General features: G+C 38.3%; 14 protein-coding genes. 8 read left to right on the forward strand and 6 right to left on the reverse strand.

Annotated elements, in window-relative coordinates; genetic code table 11:
• Nucleotides 1-136: 136 nt before the first annotated feature.
• A complete protein-coding gene (locus IQ31_RS18930) occupies nt 137-748 on the forward strand; it encodes a DUF1269 domain-containing protein (protein ID WP_070567516.1) in 612 nt (203 codons plus the stop codon).
• A gap of 218 nt (nt 749-966) precedes the next feature.
• Here IQ31_RS18930 and IQ31_RS18935 read toward each other — a convergent pair whose 3' ends face one another.
• Complete coding sequence (locus IQ31_RS18935; RefSeq protein WP_158638921.1) at nt 967-1,371, reverse strand: helix-turn-helix domain-containing protein; 405 nt, start codon at nt 1,369-1,371, stop codon at nt 967-969.
• Between the two features lie 238 nt (nt 1,372-1,609).
• Here IQ31_RS18935 and IQ31_RS18940 point away from each other — a divergent pair, with 238 nt between their 5' ends.
• From IQ31_RS18940 to IQ31_RS18960, 5 genes are all read left to right on the forward strand, one after another.
• Nucleotides 1,610-2,335: a TonB-dependent siderophore receptor gene (locus IQ31_RS18940; protein WP_280176861.1), complete on the forward strand. Its 726-nt coding sequence runs from the start codon at nt 1,610-1,612 to the stop codon at nt 2,333-2,335.
• Nucleotides 2,336-2,337: 2 nt separating this feature from the next.
• Nucleotides 2,338-3,501, forward strand: coding sequence for a PepSY-associated TM helix domain-containing protein (locus IQ31_RS18945; RefSeq protein ID WP_070567522.1), 1,164 nt, complete (start codon nt 2,338-2,340; stop codon nt 3,499-3,501).
• 319 nt (nt 3,502-3,820) lie between these two features.
• Nucleotides 3,821-4,024 (forward strand): type II toxin-antitoxin system Y4mF family antitoxin, encoded by a 204-nt coding sequence (locus IQ31_RS18950; RefSeq protein WP_070567525.1) that lies wholly within the window; start codon nt 3,821-3,823, stop codon nt 4,022-4,024.
• Nucleotides 4,024-4,359 (forward strand): HipA N-terminal domain-containing protein, encoded by a 336-nt coding sequence (locus IQ31_RS18955; RefSeq protein WP_070567527.1) that lies wholly within the window; start codon nt 4,024-4,026, stop codon nt 4,357-4,359. Before IQ31_RS18950 ends, IQ31_RS18955 begins: the two co-directional genes overlap by 1 nt.
• Entirely contained in the window at nt 4,352-5,203 is an 852-nt protein-coding gene (locus tag IQ31_RS18960; protein ID WP_083296020.1) for a HipA domain-containing protein, read from the forward strand. Before IQ31_RS18955 ends, IQ31_RS18960 begins: the two co-directional genes overlap by 8 nt.
• Here IQ31_RS18960 and IQ31_RS18965 read toward each other — a convergent pair.
• From IQ31_RS18965 to IQ31_RS18980, 4 genes are read right to left on the reverse strand one after another with little or no spacing between them, the layout of a single operon-like run.
• On the reverse strand, nt 5,200-5,748 hold the full coding sequence (locus tag IQ31_RS18965; RefSeq protein ID WP_070567529.1) for a 3-hydroxyacyl-CoA dehydrogenase NAD-binding domain-containing protein: 549 nt from the start codon (nt 5,746-5,748) through the stop codon (nt 5,200-5,202). The two genes, IQ31_RS18960 and IQ31_RS18965, sit on opposite strands and share 4 nt — an antisense overlap.
• The gene (locus IQ31_RS18970) at nt 5,723-6,859 is read right to left on the reverse strand and encodes a catalase family protein (protein ID WP_070567531.1); all 1,137 of its coding nucleotides are present in this window, start codon (nt 6,857-6,859) and stop codon (nt 5,723-5,725) included. The genes IQ31_RS18965 and IQ31_RS18970 overlap by 26 nt, the downstream gene beginning before the upstream one ends.
• Before the next feature lie 17 nt (nt 6,860-6,876).
• Nucleotides 6,877-8,232 (reverse strand): Dyp-type peroxidase, encoded by a 1,356-nt coding sequence (locus IQ31_RS18975; protein WP_070567533.1) that lies wholly within the window; start codon nt 8,230-8,232, stop codon nt 6,877-6,879.
• Nucleotides 8,233-8,252: 20 nt separating this feature from the next.
• On the reverse strand, nt 8,253-8,810 hold the full coding sequence (locus IQ31_RS18980; protein ID WP_070567536.1) for a hypothetical protein: 558 nt from the start codon (nt 8,808-8,810) through the stop codon (nt 8,253-8,255).
• Between the two features lie 800 nt (nt 8,811-9,610).
• Between IQ31_RS18980 and IQ31_RS18985 the strand changes: the two genes are divergently transcribed.
• Nucleotides 9,611-10,069: a hypothetical protein gene (locus tag IQ31_RS18985; protein WP_070567538.1), complete on the forward strand. Its 459-nt coding sequence runs from the start codon at nt 9,611-9,613 to the stop codon at nt 10,067-10,069.
• 49 nt (nt 10,070-10,118) lie between these two features.
• Nucleotides 10,119-11,429: a hypothetical protein gene (locus tag IQ31_RS18990; protein ID WP_070567540.1), complete on the forward strand. Its 1,311-nt coding sequence runs from the start codon at nt 10,119-10,121 to the stop codon at nt 11,427-11,429.
• Between the two features lie 220 nt (nt 11,430-11,649).
• Here the strand turns inward: IQ31_RS18990 and IQ31_RS18995 are convergent, their stop codons facing one another.
• Entirely contained in the window at nt 11,650-12,024 is a 375-nt protein-coding gene (locus tag IQ31_RS18995) for a hypothetical protein (RefSeq protein WP_145329237.1), read from the reverse strand.
• Nucleotides 12,025-12,560: the final 536 nt, after the last annotated feature.

The following is a 12,560-nucleotide window of genomic DNA, read 5'->3' on the forward strand; positions in this document are numbered from 1 at the left end:
ATAGCTGCTCAGATCAGCTCGTTTTATTACGAATAAATAACCCCCGAGTCATATTATTATTTTATTTGACCAACTCAAAAAAAATAATTTAAATTTATTACAACACAAAAATGTTCATTACAAAATTCAAATCCATATGGAAAATATTTTGATTTATATCGTTGATTCGACAGAGAAATCAATCGCGGTAAACCACACATTAGCCGATCTCGACCGCAATAGTGACATTCGTATTTATGAGTCTATAACCATCCGAAAAACAGATCAGGGTGGTTTTGACGTACTGAAAGACGCGACAGAAGAGGGCGGCTGGAAAACACTCGGCGGAGGTGCCATCGGTGCATTGATCGGTATTGTGGGCGGTCCACTAGGTTTATTGCTGGGCGGACTTACCGGAACATTTATCGGGGCGACGATGGATACCGAAGAATTTGTTGTGTCGACCGATTTTATTGATCAGGTCAATAATAGCTTGCAAGTGGGGGAAATAGCAGTGATTACTGTTGTTGACGAAACAAGCCCAGATTTCGTGGATACAGCTTTGCAACCCTTGGAAGGACGATCCTTCCGGACGAGTGTTGATGAGGCCTATGATCATTATCAGGAACGCGTAGAAAAGGCGGCTTCCGAAGAACACGCAGCGGAAAAAGCCAAACGGGAAGCCAAGAAAGCCGAACGGAAAGAAAAACGTGCGGAACTCCGCGAGAGTGTCAAGAAAAAGATTTCAGACTGGTGGGACAAACTTTAATTTAAGCATCTTTAACTTCAAGCAGCTTCGGCTAACGATAAGGGCTGCTTGGAGTTTGGGAAAAATCGCCAAAACTCCACCCCTAGCAAAACGGCGTTTGAAGTAAGCGACAAAAAGACAAAAAACGCAAGGATCGTAGTGAACAGGCGAATAAATAAACCGCTTGATACAGATACTCAAAAGGACAGGACCAACTCACAGGGTGGTAAACAGAAGATTTAGACTTTTGAAGAACGTTGCACTACTTTTGGTTTTACCCCGAAATGCTTCTTAAAACTTGCTGAGAAATGCGCAGGATTGTTATAGCCTAAAAAGCGTGAAATTTCATTTATAGGCCGGTCTCCTTGTGTAAGTAAGCTCCTAGCTTTTTGCATTCTCACCTTGGTCAAATGCCCATAAATGGTTGTACCATAGCAGAGCTTGAAATATTTCTTTAAATAGTTTTCATTCGTTCCTAATTCAGCAGACAATTGCGATAAAGATGGCGGATCGGTCAAACTATTTTCTACTATTCTTTTTGCTTCCGCCATCAGTTTTTTCATTTCCGTACTAAGGCTATTATCCGTTCGAGACACCGTATTACCAAGTTTATGCTGGTCAAATGTTCGCGCCAATAACTCCATGAGTTTACCAAAACAAAATAAGGATTCCATTCCTGATCAAGCTCCGAATTGAGCAACTCGGTTATAATCCTTTTCTGCTGTACACTGATCAAAGCCGAATTGTCAAACAGGATGCCCGATCGCGACGATTCTAAAAGCATATGAAGTTTGGCCAGAAAAGGGCTTTCCTGCGTCAAAAATGACTCGAATAAGGAGACCGGAATATTGACTTCAACAAAACTTTCTGCAGGATGTTATACTGCCGCGCTTTGGAGCAGTTTACACCATCAACCCACAGATCAATCTATATGGAACTTACGTAAAAGGCTATAATCCGCAGACAGCTTCGGCACTGGCAAACCCTAATGCCGGAGGTCCATTTGATCCACTCGAAAATGACATGACCGAATTTGGATTAAAAACAGCCTGGTTGGACGGAAAACTCCAGGCAAGTACAGCTATCTATCAGATCAATCAGAAGAATACGCTTTACCCCGCCCCCACTGCCGACAATGCAGATTTAATGGAACAAATCGGAAAAGAAAGATCGAAAGGGATAGAGTTTGATATTCAGGGTCAAATTCTCCCGCACTGGAGCGTTATTGCCTCCTATGCCTACAATGATGCAAAGATTACCGAAGGTGGAAATAATGAAGAACTGAACAGACAAAAACCAAATGCGCCTCAAAATACGGCAAACATCTGGACCAGATTCTCCATTCCTTCCGGAAAAGCAAAAGGCTTGGGAATCGGCGTCGGGGCCAATTATGTGGATAAGCGAAACCTTTCCCTTAACCAGAACCAGACCATCCCATCCTACAGTTTACTGAACGCAGCATTATATTATACCATTGGAAAAGTACAATTGCAGGCCAACTTTAATAATATCACCAATAAAACCCATTGGGTAGGTGGTTACGATTATATCCGTCTATTTCCAGGTGCACTACGTAATTTACTATTTACACTAGGCTATACCTTTTAAGCATGACTTTAAAAAAGATGATCTTGTTTTTACACCGCTGGATCGGATTATTGTCCGGTCTGGTGGTTTTTATCGTAAGCATTACAGGCGCTATTTATGTATTTGAAAAGGAACTATTTGCCCTATTTCATCCAAGTTATGTAACGGTAACGGCACAGAAAGGCAAGAAAATACTTCCCCTTTCCGTCTTAAAGGCAAATGCGCAGCGTGTCACCGATCATACCATTACCATTATCCGTGTTCCTGCTACAGATGATCAACGACAAGTTCATCTATTTGAAGCACTTAAGCGCCGTCCAAAGAACGATGTCGGGGGTGTATTTGTAAATAAAGAAATCATCTATTGGGACCGTATTTTCGTAGATCCCTACAGCGGCCGCGTTTTAGGAAAAATAGACGTTGAGACAAACTTCTTCTGGATTGTAAGGCAGATCCACCAATTCCTTTATCTCCGGCGCGACGTAGGGAGCGCAATCGTAGGGAGCAGCGTCCTGCTGTTTATCATTACACTAATTTCGGGGCTTTTCCTTTGGTGGCCAAAAAATCGGAAGGTAGCTGTAAAGCGGTTAAAAATAGATTTCAGCGCGAAGTGGAAACGTCTCAACTATGATCTTCATCAAGTACTTGGCTTTTATGCATTTTTGTTCGCGATTGTCATCGCATCAACCGGTTTGGTTTGGTCCTTCAAGTGGTGGGAAACTAGCATCTACTGGCTTATGGACGGTAAGCGGCCCAATACGAAAATAGAAGAACCAAAAATTCAAGGCAGCCCAGTGACAGAATCACGTGTAGCACTTTTAGACCTGATATGGTCTGACGTTCTGAAAAAGGACAGTACACATCAGGGCGTTTTGATCAATTTGGTTCCCGAAACTACTCAAGCTAATGTAAATATCTATACGAAAGGAAATACCTGGTGGTCGGCCTCCGATGCCTATGCCTATGATCTTCGGAATGGGAGTGCATACTACAAACGCCTACAAAATGATAAAACACTGGGCATGAAATGGCGAAACTCCAATTACGATATTCATGTCGGAAAAATAGCCGGGTCTACAGGCATGTGGATCGCTTTTGTAACAAGTTTAATCTGTGCCTCTCTGCCGGTAACAGGTTTCTACATTTGGTACGGTAGAAAATTTAAAAAGAAAAAATCACGCTTATAGCACACAGGTTTACAGCCCTCTGGGCAAATAGTTAACGTTCTGCTGTTCAAAAAATTATTTATATTTTACGTCGACTTCATCATAAACTTTTTTCTCAAAATATCCCGCTTATGCTTCACACGATATAACCGCTTGAAACAGAAGTTCCGTCTAAATAACACGACTACCCTTAAAGAATTTCTAAGAAGACTACTGCAAACAACAGAAAGAAGTTTTTTCACCCCGAACGGGTATAAAGTATGTAAAAAATATAAAAATTATACCCGATACAGTATAATTTAAGAATATTTACTATATTTATATCAGATAGGGTATAATTATGGATTCATTACGCGTGTTTGTAAAACAGAAACGAAAAGAATTAAAGCTAACACAGGAAGATTTAGCTGCGAATGCTGGAGTCGGCTTAAGGTTTGTGCGTGACCTCGAGCAGGGAAAAAAAACATTACGTTTAGACAAAATAAATGACATATTGGCGTTATTCGGTAAAGAAGTTGGTGTAATTGATCAAATTAAAGAGTGATGGCACGCGAAGCAAAAATATACTTTCATGATGACTTGGCAGGATATCTCATTGAGACAGATCATGGTTATTCATTTAGTTATGATAAGAATTATCTAAAAAAAACTGATCCACAACCTATCAGTCTAACTTTACCGATTTCCGAAAACACGTATTATAGCAATATATTATTTCCGTTCTTTGATGGATTAATTCCTGAAGGATGGTTATTGGAAATCGGTGAAAAGCATTGGAAAATCAATCCCAGAGATCGTTTTGCGCTGTTGATAAACCTATGTCGAGACACTATAGGAGCAGTTTCTGTTTATCCGATGGAGGCGGAAAACGATGGCTAATTGTTTGTTTTGCTATAAACCAGTTGAAACAGGAGACTATCATACAGCATGTTCAAGAGTGTTTTTTGGAACAACTCAAGTTCCCTATTTGGAGTTGGACCAGGAAAAATTGAAAAAATTAGGCGAAGTTACTGTAGCTGAGCGATTGGCAATAACTGGCGTACAGCCAAAAATATCACTCAGTCTAAATGGAGAAAAGGGCAGTAAGCGACTTACCTTAGTTGGTCTTTCGGGAGATTATATCCTGAAACCTCAATCAAAAGAATATCTACTCATGCCAGAAGTAGAAGATCTAACGATGCACCTCGCAGCGTTATTTAAGATAGAAACAGCAAAACACGCATTAATACGAACTTCCACAGGAGAACTGGCCTACATTACAAAACGATTTGACCGTAAGAAGGGCAAAAAAATCCACGTTGAAGATTTATGTCAATTATCGCAGCTTATGACCGAGCAAAAATACAATAGCTCTTATGAACGCGTAGGAAAAATCATCAAGCAATTTGCTTCCAACACCGGATTAGATGCAATCAAATATTTTAGGCTCGTACTGTTTAGCTTTTTAACTGGAAATAACGACATGCATCTCAAGAATTTTTCACTCATGCATACGAATCATGGTGTTTTATTATCTCCAGCATATGATCTCATCAATGTTAACTTAATCTATCCAAAAGATAAGGAAGATATGGCTCTCACATTGGGTGGTCGTAAACGAAAAATAAAACGTTCAGATTTTAACCAGCTTGCGCAAAGTTTGGGAATTCCTGAACTGGTCAGAGACAATATATATTCCTTATTCACGACAATAGGCACCATACCGATATCTTTAGAAAACTAAATAATTTCTTTCTTGATATTTTCATCCGTTTTAGGATGTGCCATGATTTCAGCTGTATTGCGCAACCATATTTGATTGGCAAAATGTAGATTCAAAAACTGTTGTGGCCTACCCGTACTATCTGCAAATTGACTCGGCAATAAGGTAGAAGAATTACTTGCAAAAATCGTTTTGTCAGCAGCCAATTGCGCTGCCTGTTTGTAAAAATCCTTTTTTATTTGGATTTCTTCTGGAATAGCTTCAATAAGCAAATCGGCATCTTTAAGCGCTTCCTCCAGATTACTCGTATAGCTCAAATGCTCCTTTGCCGCTGCTATTTGCGCATCGGTAGCTTGAATATCGATACGATAATTTTTTGCTAAATCATCAAATTTTGATTTTGCTCTATTTACAATCTCCGCATTGATGTCATAAACGGTAACATCAAAACCGTGAAAAGCAGTCTGAAAAGCGATTTGATAACCCAAAACACCACTACCCGCTACGGTGATTTTTTTATTGAATTCATTTGTACGACAATTAAAGTTTATAAAAATTAGGGTCAAAGGCTTCTTGCAAATTCGTTGGCTCTCTTCTTTTTTTATGATTAAGATCGTGCCTTGCCGTGGAAGAAGTGACGTATGCCGATTGCCTTGCTCTTTGCAAATTGCCTATAGGCGCATTTTCTTCCAACGTGCGGAATGGTGTAAAAGATAAATTTTCCATCACATCAAAATTGCCATCTACAGGAACCTGTTGTTTCGGAATTCTAATTTTTGCAACCGTTTGAAAAGGCGATAATTCCTGCGACCATTCTTCGGTCAGATCATTAATCGGCATCTTTTTTAGGTCTTTGCACAACTGAATTTGCAATTCAAAAGTCAAATCGTTTTTCGCAATTTCTTTGATAATCCCCTTGCGGTAAGGCCAATCGGCACTATCTATATCAATATCTTTTTCGGTAATAAGATTTTGAGTTTCGACAGTAGGTGCAATTCGAATTTTCGCCATATAATCGCCATGACGAACAGCACCCATACTGTAAAATTCATACAAAAAACTGTTTATAGAAGGGATTTTTTCAAATGTTTTTAAAGCGCCCAATTCCTTTAATGCTTCAAAATTTGGGAAAGCTTTTTTGTTTTCAGTCACCCATAAAGTGGCAAATTCCAACTTACCCAAAGCACCTCTTTCAAAGAAATCGTTTAGCTGTAAAAATAACTTCGAAATAAACACATAATGTGCTGCCGTGTTGCAGAAAAACACTGGATTATTAATCAAATTATAATCAACATTAGGTGAATCTTCCTCACCCGGAGCTAATTTTTTACCTTTAATACCAAAAATTTTCAACGCAAAACCCTGTGCATTTCCGCTTAATTTATCGGGCAACACACGAGATGATCCGTTCGAAAACCGCACGACAGCTTCGTATTTTCCAGCTTGCTTATAAATGCCTTGAGCCAGTTCTTCGGGTAGATTGGTTAAAATTTCAACCTCTGCTTTTAGTGCGGCATAGCCATTGGCATGCGCATCACGCGTATGGTGTGCTATTTTACTAATCTCAGGCGTATTTCTGATATAATCTTGAATATCTTTATTAATCTTAGCTATATATTTGTCAAAATTCGCAGGAATTTCTTCTAAATCATAGCTGTATTTTATATTTTCGCTCATGCTTACATTTTTAGCTGTTACAATTCACTGATCCATTTTAGAGCGGAAATACTCGGAATAAAACAATATTCACCACCTTTTACTAAGTTGAACGTTTGCAAACCACGGTATCTTTTCACCAATGGATCGGCAGGCATCGTAAACAATCCCTCTTTATCCTGAACGCCAATCATTGGGTCTTTTTCGGTTCCCAAATTCTGAGAATTCCCATCATTTGCCCATTGTTTTTGCAAAAATTCAAGCGTTCCCATCGCATCAGCACTGATACCCATGAAATATTGACCCCGCTCTTTGCCATCATCCTTGGTAACTTCTGGTGGAACAATGTCCCCAAAAGTCACACTACGTCGAATAATGCGGTGCAGACGCTCATCTTCCAACACAAATGATTTGGAATCTCTAGGATTCATTCTTCGGATATGCGAACTGAAAGGACATTTTTTACCATCTTCATCCCCTTTGAAAGAGAAATGATTGTTCTTGTTCATATCCTCACCAAGCTCTTTATCGTCTTTATCCGCCGACAAAACCAGCGGAGCACCACTTCGCCAACGTCCCACCATTTTCGCAGCCAAAAGTTCGCCCTCTTCGGCAGAATTGGTATTTTCTTGAATGTATTTATTGAAATCGGCAACTTGACTTTGGTATTTTCTAAAAATCATAAACGAGCTGTTCTTGCCCAAAACATCGGGTTGCGGATACGGTTTCGTAATGTCGCCTTCGCCAGGGTAGCCCAACACAAATTCGCCAGCTTTCAAGGGTCTATCAAAACCTGGAGGAACATCAATACCGCTGCCTTCAATTTCGGGATTGCTGATGCCATCGCGGAATCCAAAGACATTTTTCACTTCTTCGGTCGCCCCAAAATCGTGACTAATTAAAACCTGAACGCCAGAACTATCGTGTAATTTGGATTTAAACTCTTCAAATTTTGCCTTCCAATCGGTTTTGTTATTGGCAATAATAGCTGCCGCAATATGGATGTTGGCATTTTTGAAATCCCTCTCCCAATTTTTAGGATCATTAACCCCGATATCATTTAAAAAACCAGCCCTTTTAGCCATTCCTTCCTTGAAAGATTCAGGAAAAGAATCCAAAGAATCTTTGGGAAGGCCAATTTTCTCCAATCCTTTATAGGTGAAGGTAATAGAAACCGAAGAGCCGTCATTTTGATCCCAATTTTCTGCTGAATTCACCAAAGGAATTAGGTTTTTCAACGTCTGTTTTGCGTTAGTCGCATCTTTAATCTCCAAAAGAGCCACTGTACCGTAATAAGGAATTGGTCTGCTTCGGAGTACCAAAGCCTGAATTTCTTCTAATGCTATATTGACTTTATCCCTATTGAAAATTCTTTTTAAGAAATCTATTGCCATAATGAATCTATTTAGTAGGGTTATTTTTCAATTTTGTTCGCGTCGTCAATAGCTTTATTTAGACCAGTGATGATTTTGTCGTTTCTGCGAATATCATTCACCGTTAAGTGCGGAACCCCCACATACCAACCTGTAGCCGTGATTTGTTTGCTTAAAATAAAATCTTTAATCGTAGGATCTTTGATACCCGGCCAGCCTTCGATATTCCCAAAAATAATGTCCATCAACTGTGGAATTTTTGTAGCGAAGTCGTTGATATAAGCATCCCAATCGCCGTCATAAGCGGTACAGAAAAGAATTTTTTTATCATCATCGAACAATACAATTCTCAAATCGTGAAGCGTACCTACTTTGGTTGCTCCTTTCAGGTTTCCGTTGGCAATTTCCATGATTTTACGCAGGTTGTCTGCACCTCCTGGTTTCAAATCTGCCATAGCGGTAAGCTCTGAAACACGACCCGAACGCAATCCTTTTCTACCTGCCGAAGTGGTAGAATGATCGTAACCATCTTCAATTCCTTCGGATAAATTTGCTTTAATAAGCTCTGCTGTAAGTTTTAAATTATCAAATAGTGACATAATATGAGTGTTTTTAATTTATAAATTCATTCTTGCTGATTGATTTGAAATGACACGAATAGATTTCTCATTTCAGCTTAGGATGCTTTTAAATTCTATACATTAACAATAAGAAAACACATATATAATGTAGTTGATCTTGTTTTTGTACATATCTAATTTCATATATTATAGACCTTAGTAGCATTAAAACAACGTAGTTAAGAAATTGTTTTTTGTGATTAAAATATATCTACATATGTGACTTAATACAAAGCGCTTTGTCCTTTTATTTTGTAGTCATGTAGTCACGTGTTTTTTAAAACTTTTCAATTACAATGAAAAATCGGAGAAAATACTCAACAAACAATTCACCTCATTAGCTCCTCTTATTGCATACTCAAGGTTTAGTTGACTATCATGCCTAAAATAAGGCTCAATATAAAATAAAAGGACACAAATGATATATTCAATGATTAATAATAAAAACCCAAACGATACAATTCGCACACCTCTTTTCATATTTTGTTAAGCTAGTCTACTATAAATCACTTTCATACTTGTTCCTCTCTCAGAAATCATACTCACATTAAATGATCCAGAATTAAAGAATGAAGTGTTTTTTTTGGCCTTTTTTTTACTGAAGCAAATATATAACTTTATTTACTTGGAAATAAAAATTGTAACCATTACTGAAGATCTAGCTCAATTCACCAACAAATAATTATATTCTCCATAGTTGATAATATAATATACCAGTTGGCGATCCTAACCGCTTCAGCAGATTGGACGATTGATATGGCAAAATTAGCGATAAGCACATGAAAAACTTCGACAGAAACGGAAACGAGTACAAAATGAAACCCCAATTAGGAACCTATGTTCCTTTGGTTGCTATATTTTCTATTATGACCCTAGTTGGGTTCATCAAAATGCCGGAATCCCCTTTCAAATGGTGGATGCTGGGAGTTGTCGTAATCTTGATGATTTCCCTGCTTAGAGCCTATTTTATCATTGACATGGACAGAAGGGAAATGCGCGTCCGCAAGGGACTTTTAGGCAAAGAGGTGACTGTTCCGCTGGAAAGCCTACAGGGATTTACAATCCATAAACTCAAGCAGTACGGCCTCATCACCGTGAGCGTATCGCTTCACGCCCGTTATCGAAATGAAGATGGTAAAGAAAAAAAGGTGGAGCTCGCACAGCACTATTTTACAAAACCGATACAGCGGATATGTAATGAGATCGACGAAATCATCGCTGAAGAGAATAATCGGTGATCCGCTTATCCATAATCCTTAAGCCTGTTGAAACGACACTCTTTCGATTATGCCCGATTTAAGAATCCTAAAACGACAATTTCTACATGTACTGAAACGCGGAACAGGTGAAGCATATCTGATTGTAAAAGAGCATCCTGAAATTGACTTTTCAAATCAAATTATACAAGGCGCATTAAACATTTTCGCCTATGACGGACAGTCTGAAGGTGACCGGGCAACTTATATTTTTGAGATTATTTCTATTTCAAAACAAAAAGACAAAATCCGTAAAGCCGTTTTGCAGGGCTTGGCAAAAGAACAGGATGACACCTGGAATCTGACACATTTGTTTGCCCTGGCAAAACTTTACGCGCAGCAAAATGACACCGAGGCAAAACAAGCTATTTATGACCGGTTTTTAAACAATCCGATCGTCGGCGCTGATTGGGTCGGCGCTCATGAAACACTAGAACTTGATGGACTAAACGGCTTATTTTACGTAGCCGAGAAATTTGGAAAACACATTGAACAACACCCTGACGATTGGCAAGACGATGGCATCATTCGGCATTTTCAAGCAGAAAACCAAAGCATACAGGTTGCTGAAGAACTTAAAAAGAAAGCCCAAACCAATAAGTTCATTCGATTTTACCTTGACAACATACAGCGAACAGAAATAAACCAGAAAACACAGCGGACAAAACCCCAAAAATACAAAGACATCATTGATGAAGTGTTAAATAGCAAAGCCCGGATTTCTTTTGCAAGAATGAGAAAGCTAACAGAAGAAGAGATAAACACCATTGCAAAGCATCTTTTGAAAGAAACGGACCAGGGAAATATTGAACGCCTTTTGGATATTTTTGACTTTCACAAATTTCCTTATGATAGCCAATTCATTTTAGACTTTGCTAAACAAAAGGGAACAGGCAAAAACAGCATAGCTGAAAATGCCCTTAATGCACTAAAACATCTAAAAAGCAAAGCCATTAGAGACTTTGCTCTGGAGAAAATACAAACAGCCAAAAATCCGATTGACTATTTAGAACTGCTGATTTCTAATTACAGAAGTGGCGACTCGAAGCTACTGACCGAAATCGCCGAAAAGGCAAAAAATGAACACGAAATTGAGCGATTGGCAGGGATATACACAGCTATTTTCAAAAAAAACAACACCAAATCCTGTAAAAATCCCCTTGAAATCCTGTATAGCAAAATGAATTGTGCGCTTCACAGAAAAGATATCATAGAAGTCCTGCTGCATAACAACGTTCTCTCCGACACGATAGAAAAAGAACTTCACTATGACTGCAACCTGGAAACAAGGATGATAGCTCTTCAAGCTGGGTTGCAGCATCCTAGTGACCGTAATTTCTGATTAAATTCTCCAGCACCTTATTGTTCAAAGCCGTGGAGCACTTAGATATTATTATCTTTTTTCTTGAAAACAGTTCATTTGGCTCAACTAGGCTATAAATCCCTATATAATCATCAAACTGCAAAAATTTATTATTGATAAAGCAATAGTAACTTATAGACATGAGCTGTGATTTAGCATATCCATCTTTAAGTCTCCAACCACTATTTTCCTTGGTGAACTATTCGAGTAGAAAATCTTCTAAATTATGACTTTTATAATAATTAGCTACTTTGGAATCCAATAAAAAACAATCAGCGCTACTTAAAATACGCGTATCATCTACCTCTATTTTTTGGTTCAAAGCTAAATCCAAAAACTTTTCATAAGACAAGTTTTTCGGATTTTCACGATGAATTCCCCACAATGCAGGTTCATTAATCATAGCGACTTTGCCATTATTGCATCGAACAAAAAAGTCAAAATCAAATCTTGAGGGCGTTGTTCTGTCATCATAAGCCATTTCATAAATTATCCTTGAATCAATGCGCTTTGTATTCTTATTTCTAGAACAAGAGCTTAAAACGATGAACGCTATCAATATAAATTTTAACATATTTATTCAGATCATTCCGGATCAATCCCAACTATTTTCCTATTGCTAAGTTTGCTATTATCTGATTAATTTCTTGTTGTTCTTCAACAATCTCCGGATCAATCTGGATAACAGTGTCAATAGTGTAACTGCAATAAACTACTTTATTATCATCTGCAAAAATCCAATTAAAAAAAATTAACGCTTCGCCGCTATTTTCCGATGACGAGATATAATAAAGATAATATAAATCAAATGACTTGGATAATTAAATTTTGTCCACCCTCGGTTGGAAACAAATGATTATACTTCATAGCGGTTAATTTACAAAATTCTCTACACTTCCGATCATCAGATTCAAGGAGCCTTTTTCTACTGAGTTGTCGCATTAAGGTCGTTAGAACTCCTTCCTTATCTCCTCCGCAAACTTATTACCCTTTTCGGAATAAACAGCATGGAAAATGCAATGATGACCGTATTTGGACTTAGGAAAATGAAAAAGTCAACAGTTAAAAAAGCCACATCTCCCGACGTGGCCTTCACTTAAATAAACATAA

It is taken from the genome of Sphingobacterium siyangense (genome assembly GCF_007830445.1).
Taxonomy (GTDB): Bacteria; Bacteroidota; Bacteroidia; order Sphingobacteriales; family Sphingobacteriaceae; genus Sphingobacterium; species Sphingobacterium siyangense.